General features: G+C 73.3%; 16 protein-coding genes and 1 rRNA gene. 8 read left to right on the forward strand and 9 right to left on the reverse strand.

Going from position 1 to position 21355, the window contains the following annotated elements; translation table 11 throughout:
* Together ACZ4TV_RS04785 and ACZ4TV_RS04790 are read right to left on the reverse strand one after the other, a co-directional pair.
* Window positions 1-84 (reverse strand): 16S ribosomal RNA (locus tag ACZ4TV_RS04785); the annotation flags it as partial.
* A gap of 558 nt (window positions 85-642) precedes the next feature.
* Window positions 643-1179: a MarR family winged helix-turn-helix transcriptional regulator gene (locus ACZ4TV_RS04790; RefSeq protein ID WP_069921218.1), complete on the reverse strand. Its 537-nt coding sequence runs from the start codon at window positions 1177-1179 to the stop codon at window positions 643-645.
* A 120-nt stretch (window positions 1180-1299) separates the two neighbouring features.
* Here ACZ4TV_RS04790 and ACZ4TV_RS04795 point away from each other — a divergent pair, with 120 nt between their 5' ends.
* The gene (locus ACZ4TV_RS04795) at window positions 1300-2607 is read left to right on the forward strand and encodes an MFS transporter (protein WP_468130741.1); all 1308 of its coding nucleotides are present in this window, start codon (window positions 1300-1302) and stop codon (window positions 2605-2607) included.
* 102 nt (window positions 2608-2709) lie between these two features.
* Here the strand turns inward: ACZ4TV_RS04795 and ACZ4TV_RS04800 are convergent, their stop codons facing one another.
* Together ACZ4TV_RS04800 and ACZ4TV_RS04805 are read right to left on the reverse strand one after the other, a co-directional pair.
* Entirely contained in the window at window positions 2710-4527 is a 1818-nt protein-coding gene (locus ACZ4TV_RS04800; RefSeq protein ID WP_468131442.1) for an ATP-binding SpoIIE family protein phosphatase, read from the reverse strand.
* Window positions 4528-4662: 135 nt separating this feature from the next.
* Complete coding sequence (locus tag ACZ4TV_RS04805; RefSeq protein WP_468130743.1) at window positions 4663-6081, reverse strand: NAD(P)/FAD-dependent oxidoreductase; 1419 nt, start codon at window positions 6079-6081, stop codon at window positions 4663-4665.
* A gap of 338 nt (window positions 6082-6419) precedes the next feature.
* Here ACZ4TV_RS04805 and ACZ4TV_RS04810 point away from each other — a divergent pair, with 338 nt between their 5' ends.
* Entirely contained in the window at window positions 6420-7202 is a 783-nt protein-coding gene (locus ACZ4TV_RS04810) for a TetR/AcrR family transcriptional regulator (RefSeq protein WP_468130745.1), read from the forward strand.
* 147 nt (window positions 7203-7349) lie between these two features.
* The gene (locus ACZ4TV_RS04815; protein ID WP_468130747.1) at window positions 7350-9311 is read left to right on the forward strand and encodes a sigma-70 family RNA polymerase sigma factor; all 1962 of its coding nucleotides are present in this window, start codon (window positions 7350-7352) and stop codon (window positions 9309-9311) included.
* Here the strand turns inward: ACZ4TV_RS04815 and ACZ4TV_RS04820 are convergent.
* The 3 genes from ACZ4TV_RS04820 to ACZ4TV_RS04830 are packed head-to-tail and all read right to left on the reverse strand — an operon-like array spanning window position 9298 to window position 10368.
* Window positions 9298-9555, reverse strand: a complete 258-nt coding sequence (locus tag ACZ4TV_RS04820; RefSeq protein ID WP_468130749.1) for a hypothetical protein — start codon at window positions 9553-9555, stop codon at window positions 9298-9300. The two genes, ACZ4TV_RS04815 and ACZ4TV_RS04820, sit on opposite strands and share 14 nt — an antisense overlap.
* The gene (locus ACZ4TV_RS04825) at window positions 9534-9809 is read right to left on the reverse strand and encodes a hypothetical protein (RefSeq protein WP_468130751.1); all 276 of its coding nucleotides are present in this window, start codon (window positions 9807-9809) and stop codon (window positions 9534-9536) included. The genes ACZ4TV_RS04820 and ACZ4TV_RS04825 overlap by 22 nt, the downstream gene beginning before the upstream one ends.
* Before the next feature lie 52 nt (window positions 9810-9861).
* Window positions 9862-10368, reverse strand: a complete 507-nt coding sequence (locus tag ACZ4TV_RS04830) for a MarR family winged helix-turn-helix transcriptional regulator (RefSeq protein WP_468130753.1) — start codon at window positions 10366-10368, stop codon at window positions 9862-9864.
* Between the two features lie 130 nt (window positions 10369-10498).
* Here ACZ4TV_RS04830 and ACZ4TV_RS04835 point away from each other — a divergent pair, with 130 nt between their 5' ends.
* Complete coding sequence (locus ACZ4TV_RS04835) at window positions 10499-11752, forward strand: MFS transporter (RefSeq protein ID WP_468130755.1); 1254 nt, start codon at window positions 10499-10501, stop codon at window positions 11750-11752.
* A 104-nt stretch (window positions 11753-11856) separates the two neighbouring features.
* Here ACZ4TV_RS04835 and ACZ4TV_RS04840 read toward each other — a convergent pair whose 3' ends face one another.
* Complete coding sequence (locus tag ACZ4TV_RS04840) at window positions 11857-14058, reverse strand: asparagine synthase-related protein (RefSeq protein ID WP_468130757.1); 2202 nt, start codon at window positions 14056-14058, stop codon at window positions 11857-11859.
* 630 nt (window positions 14059-14688) lie between these two features.
* On the opposite strand from ACZ4TV_RS04840, the gene ACZ4TV_RS04845 reads away from it, so the two are divergent.
* The 4 genes from ACZ4TV_RS04845 (at window position 14689) to ACZ4TV_RS04860 (ending at window position 20156) form a co-directional block, all read left to right on the forward strand.
* Window positions 14689-16377 (forward strand): sporulation protein, encoded by a 1689-nt coding sequence (locus ACZ4TV_RS04845; RefSeq protein ID WP_468130759.1) that lies wholly within the window; start codon window positions 14689-14691, stop codon window positions 16375-16377.
* A 44-nt stretch (window positions 16378-16421) separates the two neighbouring features.
* Window positions 16422-17654, forward strand: a complete 1233-nt coding sequence (lhgO, locus tag ACZ4TV_RS04850; protein WP_468130761.1) for an L-2-hydroxyglutarate oxidase — start codon at window positions 16422-16424, stop codon at window positions 17652-17654.
* A gap of 245 nt (window positions 17655-17899) precedes the next feature.
* Complete coding sequence (gene trmB / locus ACZ4TV_RS04855) at window positions 17900-18712, forward strand: tRNA (guanosine(46)-N7)-methyltransferase TrmB (protein ID WP_468130763.1); 813 nt, start codon at window positions 17900-17902, stop codon at window positions 18710-18712.
* Between the two features lie 43 nt (window positions 18713-18755).
* Window positions 18756-20156 carry a PrsW family intramembrane metalloprotease gene (locus ACZ4TV_RS04860; protein WP_468130765.1) on the forward strand — a complete coding sequence of 467 codons (1401 nt, stop codon included), beginning with the start codon at window positions 18756-18758 and terminating at the stop codon, window positions 20154-20156.
* On the opposite strand, the gene ACZ4TV_RS04865 is transcribed toward ACZ4TV_RS04860, so the two are convergent.
* Window positions 20065-21075, reverse strand: a complete 1011-nt coding sequence (locus tag ACZ4TV_RS04865) for a M23 family metallopeptidase (RefSeq protein WP_468130767.1) — start codon at window positions 21073-21075, stop codon at window positions 20065-20067. The genes ACZ4TV_RS04860 and ACZ4TV_RS04865 overlap by 92 nt on opposite strands.
* Between the last annotated feature and the right edge of the window lie 280 nt (window positions 21076-21355).

Genomic DNA, 21355 nt, shown 5'->3' on the forward strand with positions numbered 1-21355 from the left:
CCCCGAAGGGCTTCATCGTTCGACTTGCATGTGTTAAGCACGCCGCCAGCGTTCGTCCTGAGCCAGGATCAAACTCTCCATGAATGTTTACCCGTAATCGGGTGCACACACACTTAGAGCGGGCACGTCAGGTCGGAATAAGACCGACGCGCCACAACGTCCTCGCTGTGTTCTTGCCTGCAAGCACCCCGAAACCGGAGCCCTACAGGTCTTTTTCAAAGGAACCTCATCCACCGGAGTGGACGGGGTATCAACTTCTGGCGTTGATTTTTGGCACGCTGTTGAGTTCTCAAGGAACGGACGCTTCCTTTGTACTCACCCTCGCGGGTTTTCCTCCGGGCTTTCGTTCTGTTCTTGCGTTTCCGACTCTATCAGACTCTTTCGGGCCTGACTCCCAGTCAGCGGGTTTTGCCTTCCGGGCTGTTGGGCCCTTCCGACTCCCGAACTCTAGTGGATTTGCCCGGCGATTCATAATCGGCCTTCGGAAATGAATTCGGGCATGCCGAATTCGTTCCCAGTGGGAGATCGTGCTGAGTTGGGTGCCGCAACGAGGCGGCGGGATTCGTTGTCGCCACAACCTTCCGGCTCTGGGACAACTCGAAGAACCTTACGGATCCACGGAGGTTGTGTCAACCTCCGTGGTCAGCTGGGGGACTGGAGGTCCTCCACGCGGTCCAGCAGCCGGGTGAGCATGTCGCCCAGCACCCCGCGTTCCGCAGTGGAGAGGTCCTGGAGCAGGTCCTCCTCGAACACCGTGGCCGCACGCATCGCGTCCAGCCACTTGCTGCGGCCCTCGTCGGTGAGCTCCACGATCACGCGGACCCGGTTGGACTCGTCCCGTTCGCGGGTGACCAGTCCCTCCGCGGTCATGCGGTCGATCCGGTGGGTCATCGCCGCCGGCGTGAGGCCCAGCTGCTTCGCCAGCTCGCTCGGGCCCATCCGGTAGGGGGCGCCGGAGATGACGAGGGCCTTGAGGACCTCCCACTCCGCGTTGCTGATGCCCAGGGCCGCGGTCTGGCGTCCGTACGCGACGTTCATGCGGCGGTTCAGGCGGCTCAGTGCCGATACGACCTTCTCGACCTGGGGGTCGAGGTCCTGGAACTCGCGCTGGTAGACGGCGATCTGCTCATCGAGGCTCGGCTCGTGGACGGGCGTAGTGCCGTCGGGGGTGTCACCCATGGGTCGAAGTATCGCACGAACCCGTTGGCGTCTAACTCCTTCGGTGTGTAGAGTTAAGCATCGAAGTTTAGGTATGAAGTTCTGAAGTCTTCAGTCTTCGGCTCTCAAGGCAGGTGAGAAGTGACCAAGGTGATGGGCGCTGCGATGCGGCGGATCCAGGCCGGGAACGCGTTGACCGCGTTCGGCATCGGCTTCACGGTTCCGTTCCTCTACATCTATGTGGCGCAGGTGCGAGATCTGGGCTCCATGGCCGCCACGAGCGCGTTCGTGGCGTTCGCCCTGGGCGCTCTCGTCGCGCTGCCCTTCACCGGTCGGGCCATCGACCGGCGCGGTCCGGTCCCCGTGGTGATGGGTGCGGCCGTCGCCGCTTCGGTCGGCGCGCTCTCGCTCGGGCTCTCCACCGGCCTCGTGCCCATCCTGCTGTCCGCACTGGCTCTCGGTGCCGGGCAGGCCGTGATGCAGCCGGCGCTGGCCACCATGATCGTGTGGTGCTCCACGCCGTCCACCCGGACCCGTGCCTTCGCCCTTCAGTTCTTCATGCAGAACCTGGGCCTCGGCATCGGCGGCCTGTTCGGTGGCCAGATCGTCGACGAGAGCCGGCCTGGCAGCTTCACGCTGCTGTTCGGCATCGAGGCCGTGATGTTCCTGGTGCTGGCGGGGGTCGTCGCGACCGTGCGGATGCCGCACGTGCCGAGCATCAAGGACGCCGTGCCGAAGGACCCGTCCCAGGCGGGCGGCAGCGGCTGGAAGCGGCTGCTCCGGCACAAGGCCATGGTGCAGCTGTGTGTGCTGGGCTTCGTGGTGTTCTTCGCCTGCTACGGGCAGTTCGAGTCGGGTCTGGCCGCCTTCGGTACCGAGGCCGCCGGGATCTCCCCGTCCACGCTCGGTTTCGCGCTCGCCGCCAACACCGGTGCGATCGTCGTCGCGCAGTTCGTCGTGCTCAAGCTGGTCGAGAGGCGCCGCCGGTCCCGTGTGATCGCGCTCGTCGGGCTGATCTGGACCGTGGCGTGGGTCATCGCCGGGTTTTCGGGTCTGGGGCACGGCAGCGCCGTGATGGCCGCCGCCGCGTTCATCACCACGTACGCGCTCTTCGGCATCGGCGAGGCCATGCTGTCGCCGACCCTGGCGCCGCTGGTGGCCGACCTCGCGCCCGAGGGTTCGGTGGGCCAGTACAACTCGGCTTTCGCGCTGGTCAAGCAGATGGCGCTGGCGCTGGGGCCGCTCGGGGTGCCGCTCGGTGCGGGCGTTCCGATGCTCTACATCGGGGTCTTCGTGCTCGTGTCGCTCGGGATCGCCGGCCTGGCGCTGCGGCTCGGCGGGCGGCTGAGCGCGGTGCAGGACAACCCGTGGCTGGCGAGCCGGGTCGTGGCGCAGGGCGGTCCGGCCGTCGTGGTCAGGGCGGGCGCCGAGGAGCCCGTGCACGCGTAGGTGCGTATGCGCGTAGGTGCGTAGGTGCGTGTGCGTCCGTAGGGACTTTCGGATGCGCGGAAGGCCCCGGTCCTTGTGGATCGGGGCCTTCCGCGTGTCCGGCTACTTGTCCGGCAGGGCGAATTCGCACCAGACGGCCTTGCCACCGCCCGGGGTGCGGCGGGAGCCCCAGGAGGACGCGATGGTGGCGATGATCGAGATGCCGCGGCCGGTCTCGTCGGCCGGTTCGGCACGGCGGCGGCGCGGGAGGTGGTCGTCCCCGTCGGTGACCTCGATGATCAGTCGGCGGTCGGTGCGGCGCAGCCTCAGGCGCATGGGCGGCGTGCCGTGCTGGAGGGAGTTCGCGACGAGCTCGCTCGCGGCCAGGACTCCGAGGTCGCACAGCTCGACCGGGAAGCGCCAGGAGGCGAGGACGCCCTGGGCGAAGGCGCGGGCGCGGGGGGCCGCTTCGACGCCGCCGAGGAGTTCCAGGGCGGCGTTGTGGAAGAGCTCGGCGTCCGCGCCGGTGCGGGCGGGCTGCTGGAGGACCATCACGGCGACGTCGTCGTCGTGATCGGCGTCCACGCCGAGGGCGCGCATCAGGCGGTCGCAGATGACGGCCGGGGTGCCCTGGGCGCCGGAGAGGGCGCGTTCCAGGGCGGCGACGCCCTCGTCGATGTCCTCGCCCCGGCGTTCGACCAGGCCGTCGGTGTAGAGAACGGCGGTGGAGCCGGGGCCCAGGGCGATGGTGCCCGAGGTGTGCAGCCAGCCGCCGGTGCCGAGCGGCGGGCCGGTGGGGTCGGCGGCTCTGCGTACGGTGCCGTCCTCGTCGCGGACCAGGATCGGGAGATGACCGGCTGAGGCGTACGCGAGCAGGCCCTCGTTGGGGTCGTGGACGGCGTACACACAGGTGGCGATCTGGCTGGCGTCGATCTCGGCGGCGAGGCCGTCGAGGAGCTGGAGGACCTCGTGCGGGGGCAGGTCGAGGCGGGCGTAGGCGCGGACGGCCGTGCGCAACTGGCCCATGACGGCGGCGGCGCGGACCCCGCGGCCCATGACGTCGCCGATGACGAGGGCGGTGCGGCCGGCGCCGAGGGTGATGACGTCGTACCAGTCGCCGCCGACGGCGGCCTCGGTGCCGCCGGGCTGGTAGGTGGCGGCGACGCGCAGGTCGTCGGGCTGCTCCAGCTCCTGTGGGAGCAGGGAGCGCTGCAGGGTGACGGCGGCCTCGCGCTGGCGGCGCTCGCTGGCGCGCAGCCGCTCGACGGCCTCGGCGTGGTCGGTGACGTCGGCGAGGTGGATCAGGACCCCGGTGTGGTGGGGGTCGGGGTCGCTCCCGGTGTCGGTCTTGGGGAACTCCACCGGGGTGCAGGTGACGGTGTACGAGCTGCTGCCGCCCGGTGCGGTGCGGTTCTTGGCGGTACGGGACTTGCCGCTGCGCTGGACCTGGTCGAGGAGCGGGAGCAGGCCGAGCTCGCCCAGTTCGGGGAGGGCCTCGTGGGCGGGGGCGCCGGGGGTGCGGGCGCCGAAGCCGGCGGTGTAGGCGTCGTTGACGTAGGCGACGCGGTGCTCGGGGCCGTGGACGAGGGCGACCAGGGCCGGGAGCCGGCCGAGGACCTCGCGTACGGAGAGCTCGTCGAGGGAGGGCACGGCGGCGAGGACGCCGGTCCGCCCGCCTGGGGTCGTGCCGGTGCCGGTGCCACGGCCGGCGCCACGGCCGGCGCCGCTGCCGGTGCCGCTGCCGGTGCCGGAGACCGTGGGGTCGGCGGGGTGGCCGTCGGCGCCGGGCGTGGACCGCTCGGTTCCGGGGTCGGCGCGGCCGCCGCGTGCTGCCGGGACCGCGCCTTCACCCCGCTTGGCCTGGGCGGCGGCATGTTCGGTCCGGGCGGCGGCGCGGCGCTGCGTTCCGGGAAACCGGGCGCTCCAGCGCGTGAAGTTCACTGCGTTCAAGCCTCGTGGTGTCGCGAGTGGTCGCTGTGTCGCTCGTGGGCGGTCGCTGACTGGACGATGTCACTCTGTGCAGGTGTGAGCCCACCTATGGTCACACGTCCAGTGTGGCCGACCGCACTGACAACGTCAGCCCTGGCTGTTCTTCGGGGGGTTGGGGGCGGGGGGAGGGGGAGCATTCTTGGGGCCGGCTCCTGCGGCCAGTTCGAATTCTGCCCTGGGGTGTTCGAGGGAGCCCAGGGAGACGATCTCGCGCTTGAAGAGGCCGGAGAGGGTCCATTCGGCGAGGACTCGCATCTTGCGGTTGAAGCTGGGGACGCGGCTGAGGTGGTAGGCGCGGTGCATGAACCAGGCGGGGTAGCCCTTGAGCTTGCGGCCGTAGACGTGCGCGACGCCCTTGTGGAGGCCGAGGGAGGCGACGGAGCCGGCGTACTTGTGGGCGTACTCGGTCAGGACCTCGTCGCGCAGGGCGGCGAGGAGGTTGTCGGCGAGGGCCTTGGCCTGGCGGACGGCGTGCTGGGCGTTGGGGGCGCATTCGCGGCCCTTCTCGCCCGCGGTGATGTCGGGGACGGCGGCGGCGTCGCCCGCTGCCCAGGCGTGCTCGACTCCCTCGACGGTGAGGAAGGAGGTGCAGGCCAGGCGGCCGCGTTCGTTCTTGGGCAGGTCGGATGCGGCCAGGATCGGGTGCGGCTTGACACCGGCGGTCCATACGACGGTGCGGGTGGGGAAGCGGGCGCCGTCGCTGAGGACGGCGACGCGGTTCTCGCAGGATTCGAGCCGGGTCTCCAGGCGGACGTCGATGTTGCGGCTGCGCAGTTCGCGGACCGTGTAGACGCCCATGTCGGGGCCGACTTCGGGGAGGATCCGGTCGCTGGCCTCGACGAGGACCCATTTCATGTCCTCGGGCTTGATGTTGTGGTAGTACCGCGCCGCGTAGCGGGCCATGTCCTCCAGCTCGCCGAGGGCTTCGACGCCGGCGAAGCCGCCGCCGACGAAGACGAAGGTGAGGGCGGCGTCGCGGAGGGCGGGATCGCGCGTGGAGGAGGCGATGTCCATCTGTTCGATGACGTGGTTGCGCAGGCCGATGGCCTCTTCGACGGTCTTGAATCCGATTCCGTAGTCGGCGAGTCCCGGAATGGGGAGGGTGCGGGAGATGGAGCCCGGCGCGAGGACGAGTTCGTCGTACTCCATCTCGACGGGGCCGGTGCCCTCGTCGTCGGTGGCGAGGGTGGCGACGGTCACGGTCCGTTTGGAGTGGTCGATGCGCTGGGCCTCGCCGATGACGATGCGGCACTTGCCGAGGACACGGCGCAGCGGGACCACGACGTGCCGGGGTGAGATCGCGCCGGCGGCCGCCTCGGGGAGGAAGGGCTGGTACGTCATGTAGGGCTCGGCGGCGATCACCGTGACCTCGGCCTCGCCGGCTCTCAGCTTTCGCTGGAGCCGGAGCGCCGTATACATGCCGACGTAGCCGCCGCCGACGATCAGGATGCGCGTGCGGGGCGGGGTACCGGGGGCCGTGCCCCGGGAGTTAGCAGCCTTCACCATCCCATGACGCAACGTGGCCGGGAGTTTGTCCACAGGCACGACAAATTGTGTGACCGGAGGGGGTGCTGGGGCGGGGTGGAAGAGGACCTCTGGCGGCAGCGGAAGTCCGCAGGTCAGAGGGTGCGGAATGCTTGGTTCCGAGAGCATGGAACGGAAAAGTGGGGGTGAATGCTCCGATCGGGCGGTGGTCCGTCCGGGGCTGCCTCTTCTGAATTGACTCTGGCTCAACTATGTTCGTATCTCGTCGAGGAGTAGGACCGGGCCCGAGACCGTGGCCCCCTCGACATGAAGGCGGGGAGTGTCTCCGGGGGGAGACAAATGATTACCGGGGGAAACATATGAACATTTCCGATTTCCATGGTTCTGTGACCGCACTCTCGGTCGAGAGCAACGGTCGCGGTATCGCGGGCGGCACCACGCACGGCGTAGGCCGGTCCACGCCGCTGCGCGTCGATGCCCAGCGCAACCTGGAGCACGTCCTGCGAGCGGCCCGAGAGGTCTTCGGCGAGCTGGGCTACGGAGCTCCGATGGAGGATGTGGCGCGGCGCGCCCGGGTCGGTGTCGGCACCGTGTACCGGCGCTTCCCGAGCAAGGACGTCCTGGTCCGGCGGATAGCCGAGGAGGAGACGGCGCGGCTGACCGAGCAGGCCAGGACCGCACTGGGGCAGGAGGAGGAGCCGTGGCAGGCGCTGTCGCGCTTCCTGCGCACCTCCGTGGCTTCGGGCGCCGGGCGGCTGCTGCCGCCGCAGGTGCTGCGGGTCGGCGCGGCCGGCGAGGACGGCGAGGACGGGGCCGGGGACGCGGAGGAGGCGCGGGTTCCGCACCAGCGCCAGGCCGTCGTGGCCGCCGGGACTCCCGAACTGCGGGTCGTGGGCGCACGGAGCGCGGCCGAGGACGAGCCCTCGGACGACGCGGGTGCGGGTGCGCTGCTGGAGGTCGTGGGCCGGCTGGTGCACCGCGCGCGGGAGGCCGGTGAGCTGCGTGCCGATGTCACGGTGGCCGATGTGCTGCTGGTGATAGCGACGGCGGCGCCCGCGCTGCCCGACCCGGCGCAGCAGGCGGCGGCGTCGACCCGGCTGCTCGACATCCTGCTCGAGGGGCTGCGTTCCCGGACGGTGTGACCTCGGCCGGCGGGCGGGGATCGGTAAGGGGATTCGCCGCATTGTGCCCGGATGAGTGGATGGTGGCGAAAGGGGCTCGACGCGCGTCCGCCGTGTGACACGCTTGATCGGTGTACCGGTTGAGTGTGTCGTGCGGGGGCTTCCACGATGGGCGTTGACGGGCGGGAAGAGCCACTCGGTGGCGCCGGCAGCGAGGTGGGGGCGGGCAGCCTGCCCGCCCGACAGGTGCCGGCCCAACGCGAGCCGGGCGGGCGGCACGCACGCTCCTCGGGCTCTTCCGGACCCGGGGGCACCGGGAGCGAGCTGCCGCCCTCCGACGGGGACTTGATCGCCCGGATGAGGGGCGGTGACGACGGAGCGTACGAAGAGCTGTTCCGTCGTCATGCCGATGCCGTACGGCGCTACGCGCGGACCTGCTGCCGGGACGGGCACACCGCTGACGACCTGACCGCCGAGGTGTTCGCGCGGACCCTGCAGGCGGTACGGGGCGGGGCCGGGCCGGACCAGTCGGTGCGGGCCTACCTGCTGACCACCGTACGCAGGGTCGCCGCGACCTGGGCGCAGACCGCCAAGCGGGAGCACCTCGTCGAGGACTTCGCCGTCTTCGCGGAGCAGGCGGCCACGGGCGCGGAGAGCGGAGCCGGGCTGGCGGGGCTGGCCGGGGACGACACGCTCGAACTGGGCGCGGACGTACGGGCGATGCACGAGGCCGAGCAGTCGCTGGCCATGCAGGCCTTCCGGAGCCTGCCCGAGCGGTGGCAGGCCGTGCTGTGGCACACCACCGTCGAGGAGGCGTCCCCGAGCGCGATCGCGCCGCTGTTCGGGCTGAGTGCCAACGCCACTGCGGTGCTGGCCAGTCGCGCCCGGGAAGGGCTCAAGCAGGCCTATCTGCAGGCCCATGTGAGTGCGGCGCTGAGTGCGGGCGGCGACTGCGCGCGGTACTCGGACCGGCTGGGCGCCTATGCGCGGGGCGGGCTGCGGATGCGGGCGGAGCGGGGGCTGCGCAAGCACCTGGAGGAGTGCGCGAAGTGCCGGCTGGCCGCCGGGGAGCTCAAGGATGTCAACGCGGGCATTCCGGCGCTGCTTCCGGTCGCGGTCATCGGGTGGTTCGCCGCCGGGTACGCCGCCAAGGCCGCCGGGGTGGTGGCCGGTGGGGCCGTCGCCGCGGGCGGGGCGGGGGCCGCGGCGGCTGCCGCCGGTGGGTCGGCCGCGGGGGCCGGGACCGCCGGGGCCGCGGGTGGGGGTGCGGCCGCCGGGTCGGGGGCCGGGACCGCCGGGGGCGCCTTGGCTTCCGAGGGGCTCGGGCTGCCGGCCAAGGCCGCCATCGCCGCCGGGATCGCGGTGGCCGCGGCCGCCGGGGTGGTGTTCGCGCTGACCGGGGACGATGCCGAGCCGCAGGCCCGGGCGAAGCCGGCGCCCGGGGTGGCGGCGCCGGTGGTGCCGGATGCTCCCGCCTCGCCCTCGGCGGAGCCGAGCCCGCCTGGGGAGGAGCCGGTCGCACCAGTCTCCGTACCGCCGCGGCGGGGACCGACGCCCTCGGCTCCGGCCTCCCGCGCTCCCGCGCCGCCCACGGCATCGCCCTCGCCCTCGCCGAGCCGGGCGAAGCCCGCGCCCCTGCCGTCCCCGACCAGGCCTTCGGCGAAGCCGAGTCCGCCGCCTACGCCGAAGCCGCCGCAGGGGTTCCAGCTGGTCCGGCTCGGTCACTCGGTCTACGGCGACCACAGCGGTCCGGAGGTGCAGACCTGGCGCAGCAGTTGGGTGTGGCAGCGCTGGGGGCTGCAGGTGGGCGACCGGAGGTTCGCGCACGGGATCACCGTGAACTCGCGTTCCTCGGTGGAGATCGCGCTGAACCGGCAGTGCAGCGCCTTCTCGGCGCGGGCCGGGGTGGACGGCCTGTCGAGGTTCACGGACGGCTCGGTGCGGTTCTCGGTGTACGCCGACGAGCAGCGGCTGTGGCAGTCCGCCGCCCTCGGGTACGAGGATCCCGCGGCGGCCGTGGAGGTCTCCCTCGCCGGGCGCGAGCGGCTGCGGCTGGTGGTGGAGAAGGCGGGGCGGGGCAGCCTGCCGACGCTGGCGAGCTGGGCCGACGCCGTGATCAGCTGCCGGTGAGCGCGGCGGTGAGTTCGGCCGCGGCGAATTCGGCTGGGGTGACGGCGGTGCTGACGGGCTCCTCCCGGGCGTAGCGGGCCGGTCCCAGCAGGGTGCGGGTCCGGTCCGGGAGGCCGTCCACGGCGCGGCTCCCGGGGACCGAGCGCGGACGGCCCGCGCGCCAGGCGGTGGCCGCCGCGAGGGCCCGTACGGCCGCGGCGGGCCGGTCGGCGTCGGGCAGCATCAGGGCGGCCGCCTCGGCCATTTCGGCCGGGAAGCGCTCGTCGTCGACGCCGTCCTCGCCGCCGTGATCCGTTCGGCCCGGGCGCGGGCGCGCTCGCATTCGCCGCGGGCCGCGGCGGCGTCGCCGCGCTGGAGGGCGAGCAGGGCCGAGAGGAGCCGGGCGAAGGTGCTGACGTCGTACATCCCGCCGTACCGGTCGGCCTCCTCGTCGGCCCGCGCCAGGAGTTGTTGTTCGTGCGATGGGCGATCTCGTGCACGCGCCTGGGGAGACCCCATGCACCAGACAATCCGGGCTGACCCGCGAAGACCGCCCGGACCGGTCACAGCACTAGGCGATCGAGGTGTCTCCGCCTGCCTCCAGGAGGGTGCGCAGGGCCTGGGCGACCGTGGCGCAGGTGGCCGGGTCCAGCGGGGCGAGCAGGTCCGCGTAGTGGCGCAGGTGGTCCGCGATCAGCGACTCGGTGAGCGTGAGGCTCTGTTCGGTCAGCCGGATCCGGACCGTGCGGCGGTCCTGGCCGTCCCGCACCCGCTCGACCAGGCCCTTGGCCTCCATGCGGTCGATGCGGTTGGTGATGGCGCCGGAGGTCACCATGGCGGCCGGGATGAGGGCGCCGGCGGTGAGCGCGTACGGGGGGCCGGACCGGCGGAGGGTGAAGAGGATGTCGAGCTCGCCCAACTCCAGGTCGTGCTCGGCCGCGAAGGCCTTGAGGTGCTTGTCGAGGAGCCGGTTCATCCGCTGGATCCGGGCCAGCACTTCGACGGGCCACAGGCCGGCCGCCAGGTCGGGGCGCTCCTCTGCCCACTGGCCGACGATCGCGTCCACCGCGTCGCTCATGTCGTCCTCATCTCTTTCCGTCCAGAGCGAGGATATCTCAACGTTGAGACACTTGACGTTGAGAGGCCGTCCTGATTTTATCTCAACGTTGAGATTGTGAATCTTGAGATGGATCGGAGCGGGCGCCCTGATGACCACCACGACAGCCGCCACCACCACCGCGGCCGGTGCCGGCAGCCGCCCGGACGCCGGCCCGGCCCCCCGCCCCCGCCCCGGCCTCGTTCCCGTGTTCTGGCTGGCCCTGCTCGCCACCCCCATGGCCGCCGGAGCCAACGCGCCCGTCCTGATCCTTCCGGACATGGCGCGCTCCCTCGGGGTGGCCGCCTCGACCGCCGCCTGGCTCGTCGTCGCCTTCGCCTGGGCCATGGCCGTCGGTACGCCCCTCCTGGCCGGGTTGCTGCGGCGCCGCGGTCTGCGGGCGGTGCTCCGGCTGAGCGGCGTCCTCGTCCTGGGCGGCACGCTGCTCCTCGCCGCGTCCCCGTGGTTGCCGCTCACCCTCCTCGGGCGCGCCGCCCAGGCCGCCGGCAGCGCCGGTCTGGTGGCGGCCGCGATGAGCCTGGCCGGATCGGCCCGCCGCATGGGCGTCATCAGCGCGGGCTTCGGCATGCTCGGCGCGTCCGGTCCGCTCCTCGGCGCACAGCTCTCGCAGGCCGTGTCGTGGCGGCTCTCGCTCGCGGTGCCCGTGGTCGCGCTCCTCGCGCTGCCCGCGGTCAGCAGGTACGCGACGGCTCCGGCGGCCGCGCCGCGGGGCAGGTTCGACGCACGCGGCGCGGGGCTGCTGACGGCGCTCGCCACGGCCCTGGTCCTGCTGCCCCACGCACCGGCCGCCGCCCTCGGCTCGGCGGCCGTCGCCGCCGCGCTGCTCGCGCTCCACGTACGGCGGCGCCCCGACGGCTTCGTCCCGGCCGCGCTGGTCCGCAGGCCCCTCTTCCTCGGCTCCGCGCTGCTGGCCCTGGCGCTGTCGGCCTCGTACTTCACCCTGCTGTTCGCCGTGCCCCGGCTGCTCTCCGACCGGGCCGGCTGGGACGTCGGCGCCGCCGGGGCCGGTCAGCTCGTGGCCCTGCTCACCGGATCCGCGCTGTCCTGGCTGCTGGCGGCGGCCTCGGCGCGCATGGGCCGGGCGGCCGTACGTACGGTCCTGGTCGGGATCGGCGCGCTGGGCGCGGTGCTCGCGGCGTGCGCGAGCCGGGGCCCGCTGCTGCTGGCCGCCACCATGGGCGCGGTGTTCGCCGCGACCGGGGCCAACGCCGTGCTGTCGACGTACGCCGCGTCGAGCGCGCCCGATGCCCAGCGCCCCACGGCCATCGGCCTGTTCTCCCTCTGCTACCTGCTGGGCGGCGCCTTCGGCCCGGCGATCGCGACCGCCCTGGTGCTCGGCGCCTGAGCGAGGACGTCAGGACGTCAGGACCCCAGGACGTCAGGACCCAGGACGTCAGGACCTCAGGACGTCAGGACCTGAGGACGTCAGGACCTGAGGACGTCAGGACCTCAGGACAGCGCCGGGCGGTGCACCGGGACTCCCTCCGGCACCGCGCGGCGCCGGGCCGTGGAGGTGCCCGTCCAGCACGTGCCGCGGCGCGCCAGCAGCCGGCGCAACCACAGCTCCATGGAGACGAGTTCGGCCAGCCCGTCCAGCGCGACCGGGCGCCCGTCCGCTGCGTCGAGCAGGGCCTGCCGTACGACCCGGGCCTCGATCAGGCCGGCGTCCGCGAGCAGCGGGGAGTCGAAGAGGTCCAGCAGCTCGCCCAGGGCGGCCCGCAGCCCCAGCCGCGTCGCCGTCTCGTTCGGCGTGTGGGCCGTGGCGCCCCAGCCCGGCGGCAGCTCGCGCACCCCGGCCGAAGCCAGCACGCTGTGCAGGATCGCGGCCCGGGCCCCGGGCTGGACGCGCAGGGACTCGGGCAGCGCGCGGGCGGCCCGTACGACCTGGTTGTCCAGGAACGGGGCGTGCAGGCGCTGGCTGCGGACCTCCACGGCCTGTTCGAAGACCCGGTGGTCGGCGGCGTGCCGGGCCAGCAGCGCGCGGGCGCGGGCCTCCCCCGGGCGCAGCGACAGCGGGGGCCGGCCGGCCGCGGCCGTCAGACGGATCGATACTTCCGCCAGCGCCTCGCCCGTCAGCCAGCCCGCCGCCGGGCCCGGCCGGGACCAGGTCAGGGCGGCGAGGGAAGCGTCCACCGGACCGGAGGCGCGCTCGGTGACCCCGCCCTCGCGGAGCCTGGCCGCGGCGGCTTCCATGCCCGCGCGGTACGTCGTACGGGCAAGTCTTCGGGCCGCCGCGTACACGGTGAGCGGCACCAGCAGGGACTCCCCGGAGGCGCCGGAGGCGGAGGCCGAGCGGGCCAGCGCCGCCACCGGGCGCAGCAGGTGGCGCCGGCGGCGGTCCATCAGGAGGTCGGCCATGCGGGCCGGGTGGGCGTCGAGGACCTGGCGGGCGCCGTGGCCGGTGAAGTGGTCGGCCGAGCCCGCGGCCAGCCGGCGCCGCTCGCGGGCGGCGAAGACCAGCGAGGGGCCGGGCTCGTCGGTCAGCGGGCCGTCGAGTTCGGCGTACGGGAGGGCCTCCTCGGCGGCGGCCACCACGACGTGGTGCAGCCGCGGGTCGGCCGCGATGGCCCTGGCCCGTTCCATCTCGGCCTCGCGCCCCTGCGGGGTGGCCAGGTCGTTGAAGGTGACCGCCAGCAGCCGCGCCCCGGCGGGGCTCGCCAGGGTGCCCGGGGCCCCGGGCAGGCCGGCCGCCAGCAGCGCCAGCGTCGCGGAGGCGCTGCCGCCGGAGAGGTCCGCGCCCACCCCGGGGGCCGGGGCGCCGCGGGCCGCGCGCCGGTCGGCGGGGCCCATGCCCGGTACGGGGCCGGGATCGTACGGCGGTACGGCGTCGGGAGCATGCCGGGGCGCCGTGAGCCGGGCGCGCACGGCATCCACCAACGCTTCCCGTACGCCCTCCACCGCGCGCTCCGGATCGGCCTCGGGGGCGGCCACCGCGAGGGAGGCGACCTGCTCGTAGCCGGTGATCTCGCGGGAGCCCTCGCGCAGGATGAGCGCGTGCCCGGGCGGGATGCGCCGGACCCCGGCGTACGGTGTGCCGTCGCCCAGTGCCTCCGGACTGTCGGGGCAGGCCAGCAGGGCGGCGAGATGGCCGATGTCGAGCTGCGCCTCGATGAGGTCGGCGAGCGGGAGGGCGGCGGTGGCGTACGCGGTGCCGCTCGCCCAGGGCGTGTAGAAGACGGGCCGGGCGCCCGCGAGGTCGCCGACGACGGTGATCCGGCGGCCGGTCTGGACGACGGCGGTGTAGCTGCCGGACCACTGCGTGAGGTGGCGCAGCGCACCGCCGCGGGCGGCGTAGAGCGCACGGCGCAGCTCGGCGTCGGTCGCGCCGCAGCAGCCGAGGACAGCGAGCCGGGTGAACGGGTCGGCGGGGTCGGCGGTGAGGGTGCGGATCTCGTCCGGGCGCCAGTCGCCGACGGCCCAGAGGGGGTCGGGGTCTCCCCACAGCAGCTGTGCGCCGACGGGGTGGACGGTGCGTTCGGCGTCCGCGCCGGGGTCGCCGGGATGGGCGGCGTCCGCGATGCCGCCGCGCAGGGGGGCACCGCCGGGGTCGTATCCGCGCTGGCCGGAGCCCGGGCCGGAGCCCGGGCCGGAGACCCGGCCGGCCGTGCCGAAGCTCGCGGCGATACTGCTCCAACCCACCAACCAGCGCACCGCCGCCTCCCCAGCCTGTGGGCACATGACCGGGGCACGGGCAGCACGAACGGCGCTGAGGGCGCGGTCGGCGGGACCCCGGGTGGCTCGGGTCCATGCTGCCACGGGACAGGCGTGCGGGAGGGGTTAAAGGGGGCGCACATGCAAACGAACACGCCCCGGCAACGCGGTATTTGGCGTTCCGTTCCCACCGCCCCATAGGTCGCTTTCAGCCATTCTTCGGCCGCCGGAAGGGCCCTCCTGTGCCGTCGGTGCCCGGCGCGGGGGCGCGGTACGGGAGGCGGAATGCGCCCCCCGGACCGTTCCGCCACCCGCGGGGATTGAGGTAGCGGCATCCCCCGACCCGCCCGATCCGCGCAGCGGGCCGACCCACGCACCGCACATCGAATCGCCGGGTCCGGGCACCGGCCAGAGCGCACGGGCGGGCGCACGGCCACACGGACGGAGCACGCGCTGACACGTGCGCCCCGGCTCCGGGCCCGGAGCGGACTGTGCAAACGGACAACAATCCCGCCATACGGAAGTAAGGGCCTTAACGCTTGGGAGGCGGGGAACTACGCTGGGTTTACGAAATGCCGGGCGCCTATGCCCCGGCGGCGTATGCGTTCCGCGTGTGACGAGGGGTGGCGCATGTCCAGGGAGCTCCGCGAGCCCAATGAGAAGCTCGGCGCCGTCCTCGCCCTCGCGGGCATCAGCAACGCCGGGCTGGCCCGGCGGGTCAACGACCTCGGCGCGCAGCGCGGCCTGACGCTTCGGTACGACAAGACGTCGGTGGCCCGGTGGGTGTCGAAGGGGATGGTGCCGCAGGGCGCCGCCCCGCACCTGATCGCCGCCGCCATCGGCGCGAAGCTGGGGCGGCCGGTGCCGCTGCACGAGATCGGGCTGGCGGACGCGGACCCCGCGCCCGAGGTCGGCCTGGCCTTCCCGCGCGATGTCGGCGCGGCGGTGCGCTCGGCCACCGACCTCTACCGGCTCGACCTCGCCGGCCGGCGAGGCGGTGGCGGGATCTGGCAGTCGCTCGCGGGCTCGTTCTCGGTGGCCGCCTACGCGACGCCCGCCTCGCGCTGGCTGATATCTCCCGCTGACGGCTCGGTGGCACGCGAACCGGCGGGCACGGCCCCCAAGCCGACGGCCCATCACCCGGTGGGCCACGACCCGGCTGTCCAGCACCCCGCGGGCCAGCACCCCGCGGGCCAGAGCCCCGTACCTGCGACCCCCTCGGCTCACGACGTTCTGGCGCACGGGACGCCGGCCTCGGCGCCGGCGCACGAGGCACCGGCACCAGGTCCCCGGCCCTCCCCGGAAGGCCGTACGACCGGACCGGCGACGGGACCCATGACAGGCCCGCCGTCCACGGTTGTGCCCGCCCAGCCCGGCGCCGAAACGCCGCGCGACCACGGGCAGCGCGTAGGACACAGCGACGTGACGAAGCTGCGCGAGGCCGCCGAGGACGCGCGCCGCTGGGACTCCAAGTACGGCGGCGGGGACTGGCGTTCGTCGATGGTCCCCGAGTGCCTGCGGGTGGACGCGGCGCCGCTGCTGCTCGGCTCGTACACCGACGAGGTGGGCCGCGCCCTGTTCGGCGCAACCGCCGAACTGACCCGGCTGGCCGGGTGGATGGCCTTCGACACCGGTCAGCAGGAGGCGGCCCAGCGCTACTACATCCAGGCGTTGCGCCTCGCCCGCGCGGCCGCGGACGTACCGCTCGGCGGCTACGTGCTGGCCTCGATGTCCCTGCAGGCGACCTACCGGGACTTCCCGGACGAGGGCGTGGACCTCGCGCAGGCCGCCGTCGAACGCAACCGCGGCCTGGCCACCGCCCGCACGATGAGCTTCTTCCGGCTGGTCGAGGCGCGGGCGCACGCGAAGGCGGGCGATTCGGTGGCCGCCGGAGCGGCGCTGCGGGCGGCGGAGGGCTGGCTGGAACGGGCCCGGGAAGGCGACCCGGATCCGACCTGGCTCGGTTTCTACTCGTACGACCGTTTCGCGGCGGACGCGGCGGAATGCTACCGGGACCTCAAACTCCCCCGGCAGGTACGGCGCTTCACCGAGCAGGCGCTGTCCCGGCCCACCGAGGAGTACGTACGGTCGCACGGGCTGCGGCTGGTGGTGAGCGCGGTCGCCGAGCTGGAGTCGGGCAACCTCGACGCGGCGTGCGCGGCGGGCACCCGGGCGGTGGAGGTGGCGGGCCGGATCTCCTCGGCGCGGACGACCGAATACGTACGGGACCTGCTGCACCGCCTGGAACCGTACGGGGACGAACCGCGCGTCGCGGAGCTGCGCGAGCGGGCCCGGCCGCTGTTGGTGACGCCGGCGTAAGGCCTGTCTTCCGGGGGCCGCGTAGCCGCGTTGTCGGTGACGGGGTGCAGTATGCAGGGGTGGGAGGTGTCAGCGTGGGCGGCGGCGTGGACTGCGATGTGCTGGTGATCGGCGGCGGGATCGTCGGCCTGTCGACGGCGCACGCCTTGTCGCGTCTGGCTCCGGGGACCCGGGTGGTCGTCCTGGAGAAGGAGGCCGGTCCGGCCCGGCACCAGACGGGCCGCAACAGCGGGGTGATCCACAGCGGGATCTACTACCGCCCCGGATCGCTGAAGGCGCGCTTCGCGGTGCGCGGCGCCGCCGAGATGGTCAAGTTCTGCGCGGAGCACGGCATCGCGCACGAGGTGACGGGCAAGCTGATCGTCGCCACGGAGCGCGAGGAGCTGCCGCGGCTGCACGCCCTGGTCCAGCGCGGCCGGGAGAACGGCATCCCGGTGCGCGAGCTGGGCCCGGCGCAGATCGCGGAGTACGAGCCGCAGGTGCGCGGGCTGGCCGCGATCCACGTCGGCAGCACCGGGATCGTGGACTACGGCCGGGTGAGCGCCCAGCTGGCGGAGTCCTCGGGCGCGGAGATCGTCTACGGCGGCGCGGTGGACCTGATCTCCCGCCGCGCGTCGGCGGTGGCGGTCCGCACCACGTCCGGCCTGGTGGTCAGGGCGCGGATGCTGGTCAACTGCGCGGGCCTCCAGTGCGACCGGATCGCCCGCCTGGCCGGAGACGACCCGGGCATGCGGATCATCCCCTTCCGGGGCGAGTACTACGACCTGGCCCGTCCGGAACTGGTCCGGGGGCTGGTGTACCCGGTGCCCGACCCGGCGTTCCCCTTCCTCGGGGTGCACCTGACCCGGGGGATCGGCGGCGGCGTCCACGTCGGCCCCAATGCCGTGCCCGCGCTGGCCCGCGAGGGCTACGCCTGGTCGACGGTGCGCCCCCGGGACCTCGCGGACGAGCTCGCCTGGCCGGGAGCCTGGCGGATGGCCGCACGGCACTGGCGGTACGGGACGGGCGAGATCCACCGCTCGCTGTCGAAGCAGGCCTTCACCCGGGCGGTACGGCGCCTGCTGCCGGCGGTCACCCCGGCGGACCTGCGCCCCGCCGCTGCCGGGGTCCGCGCGCAGGCCGTGCTGCGGGACGGCACCCTCGTGGACGACTTCCTGATCCGCGACGCCCCGCGCACGGTCCACGTGCTCAACGCCCCCTCGCCCGCCGCGACCGCTTCGCTCCCGATCGGCCGCGAGATCGCCGCCCGCGTCCTTCGCGGCCTCGGCTCGTCCTGACCCTCCAGTCGGGGGTGCAGGGTCGCCGCTGCGCGGAACTGGTCCCCGCCCCGCCCTTTCTCCGTTTCCTGGGGCTCCGCCCCAGACCCCGCGCCTCAAACGCCGGCGAGGCTGAATCCTTCAGCCCGTCCGGCGTTTGAGGACCGGGTCCGGGCAGAGCCCGGGGAACGGCGGAAGGGCGGGGCGGGGTGGGGACCAGCTCCGCGCAGCGGCGCCGACAGCCCCCGTCGTAGAATCGACGCATTGTGTCTGAGTCCCTAAACCCCCAGCCGCCCAGCCTCCCGGACGCCGCGCCGAAGGCGAACTCGTACGTGCCACCCAAGTGGCGCACCGAGCCCCGCTTCCCCGACGGGCCCTCGCCCGATCCGGCCGGCTCGCACCACGAGCGGCGGATCCGGAGCTTCCAGCCCCGGCGCAGCCGGGTCACCACCGGCCAGGGCGAGGCCCTCAAGCGCCTCTGGGGCACCTGGGGCCTGGACATCGACGGCCACCGGGTCATCGACCTCAAGGAGCTCTTCGACGGCCTCCCCGTCGTCATGGAGATCGGCTTCGGCATGGGCGAGGCCACCGCCCAGATGGCCGCCGACGACCCCGGCACCGGGATCCTCGCCGTCGACGTGCACACCCCCGGGCAGGGCAACCTCCTCGCCCTCGCGGAACGGGGCGGACTCAGCAACATCCGCGTGGCCAACGGCGACGCCATCATCCTGCTCCGCGAGATGCTGCCGCCCGAGTCCCTGGCCGGGATCCGCGTGTACTTCCCGGATCCCTGGCCCAAGGCCCGCCACCACAAGCGCCGGCTGATCCAGCCCGAGTTCCTCACCCTGGCCGCCACCCGCATGGCGCCCGGGGCCGTACTGCACTGCGCGACCGACTGGGAGCCGTACGCCGAGCAGATGCTCGAAGTGCTCACCGCGCACCCGGACTTCGAGAACACCCAGCCTGACGGCGGCTACGCCCCGCGCCCCGCCTTCCGGCCGCTCACCCGCTTCGAGGGGCAGGGCCTCGACAAGGGCCACGTCGTACACGACTTGCTCTTCCGGCGCAGGGAGAACTGACAACGTCACGGCGCGTGTCAGACCGGCTCGCTAGGGTCATGGTGTGTTCCGAGCGCTCCGCCATGTGCTCGCACGTCCGTCGGGCACGGTCCGTACGGGCGTGCTCCTCGCCCTGCTCGCCGTCACCGGGATCGCGATCCTCGAACTCGTGCGGGAGGAGACCGGCACCCCCGGGTTCTTCGTCGGTCTCGGTCTGGCCCTGCTGCCGGTGGCGCCGCTCATGGCGGCCTTCCGGTGGCTCGGCCGGGCCGCGCCCGCGCCCTGGCCGCAGTTGCTGTTCTGCTTCGGCTGGGGTGCCTGCACCGCGGCGCTGATCGCGATACTGGCCAACAACTTCGCCACCCAGTGGATAGCCGCGGCCACCGCGGACCCCTCCGAGGCCGATCAGCTCGGCTCCGTGGCCATCGCGCCGGTGGTGGAGGAGAGTGCCAAGGCGGCGGCCCTGCTGCTGGTGTTCGTGTTCCGGAGAGGCCATTTCACCGGCCCCGCCGACGGTTTCGTGGTGGCCGGCTTCACCGCCACGGGCTTCGCCTTCACCGAGAACATCCTCTACCTCGGCAACGCCTTCGGTGAGGACCTGGCCGAGGGCACCGGCGTACTGGAGTCGCTGACGGCGGCGACCTTCTTCGTGCGGATAGTGCTGTCTCCGTTCGCGCACCCGCTGTTCACGGTGCTGACAGGGCTCGGATTCGGCGCGGCCGCGCTCAGCGTCCGCCGTTCGCGCCGGATGTGCCTGCCGCTGCTGGGCCTGGCGCTGGCCATGGGCATGCACGCGCTGTGGAACGGCTCCTCGCGGCTCGGGGAGTACGGCTTCTACGTGGTCTACGGCTGCGTGATGGTTCCGGTGTTCGGGCTGCTGGTGTGGCTGGCGGTGCGGATACGGCGCGGCCGGCTGCGGGCCGTCGCCGGGGAGCTGGCCCTCTACGCGGCCGCCGGCTGGCTCGGCCCCGCCGAGGTGCCGGCCCTGGCTTCGATGCCGGCCCGGTCGCTGGCCCGCGCCCTGGCCCGGCGCAGCGGGGGCCGGGCCGCCGGACGCGCGGTCGCGCGGTACGAGGCGGACGCGGCCGCCCTGGCTCTGCTACGGAACCGGGCGCGCCGCGGCGGCCCGGTGCGCGAGCCGGATTTCGCCGGGCGGGAGCGGGAGTTGCTGCACCGGCTGTGGCAGCACCGCGCGACGGCGGGCCCCGCGCTGGCCCGGGCGGCGGTCATGGAGGAGCTGCTTCCGCCGTGGTTCGACCCTCTGGCCTCCTCGGCCTCGGCTTCGGCCTCGGCTTCGGCCGTGTCCGCCGACGCCGCCGCGCCGGCCGGAGTACCGGCCGGAGTACCCCTGCCGCGATGGGCGGAGCCGGAGCTCAGACGTTCAGGCCCTTGGAGTTCAGCCACGCCAGCGGGTCCATCGTCGAGCCACCCTTGCGTACTTCCAGGTGGAGATGGGCCCCGGTGACATTGCCGGTGGCGCCGACGCGGCCGATGGTCTCGCCGCCGGCGACCGCACCCGAGGTCACCGACATCGAGGAGAGGTGGCAGTACCAGATCTCCGTACCGTCCTCCAGCTCCAGCACGATCCGGTAGCCGTACGCGCCGGACCAGCCGGCCGAGGTGATCTTTCCGGCGGCCACGGCCTTGACCGGGGTGCCGGTCGGGGCCGCGAGGTCCAGGCCGGTGTGGTAGCCGGAGGACCACATGGAGCCGGAGTCCCCGTAGTGCGACGTGAGGGTGTAGGCGGAGGTGGGCAGGAAGTAGCTTCCGGCCGATTTGGCCAGGCCCTCCTGCTCGGCCTTCGCCTCGGCGGCCTTCCTGGCGGCCTCGGCCTCTTCCGCAGCCTTCGCCTCGGCCTGCGCCTTCGCTTCCTCGGCCGCCGTGCGGGCCGCCTCCAGCTTGGCCTTGGCCTCCTGGGCGGCGGCCTGCTGCGCGGCCTGCTCGGCCTGCGCCCGGGCCTTCGCCTCGGCGACGTCCTGCTGGGACTCGGCCTGCTGGAGGATGCGGCTGCGCAGCGCCTCGCCGGCGTCCGCGCCCCGGTCGGACTGCTGCGCGATGATGCCCGTCTTCGCGGCCGCCGCACCCAGACCGCCGTCCTCCTGCCGCTCCTTGTCCCCGGACATCAGATCGGGCAGGGACGGCAGGGATATCGCGACCTGGGGCCGGTCCTGTGCGGTGGCGATACCGCTGGCGCCCACCGCCGCGATGACACCGACGCCGAGGACGGTGGAGCTGCGCGCGAGTCCTCCGCGCTGCTTGGCGACCCGGTGCTTGCCGCGGACGGGACGGACCGAATCCTCGGTGGGATTCCACTCGCCCCAGGCACCCGCGGTGGGCGGCTCCTGGATCTCGATGCCTTCAGGGGCAGGCAAGTTGGAGGCCACCGGGGCACACTCCTCATCGACGCGCATTGACGCGCACGCGCACGGTGCCGTCTCTTGCGACGGCTGGGACGACCGCGCTGCGTTATCGAAAGGTAATAGACGTAGGGGAGTGATTCCAAGCTCCCCCGATTGATCGTTAGCGCCAATCGGCCACTCCCTGACCAGCTCTGGCCAGGCCTTTTCCCTACATAAACGGATCAACTCGGGCAAAGATCAGACGACTCCCCCACCCTTCCAGCCACGTCTGAAAAGTGACGGTCCGTCAATCATCTCGCGCAGA

Source organism: Streptomyces sp. NPDC028910, from assembly GCF_055564955.1.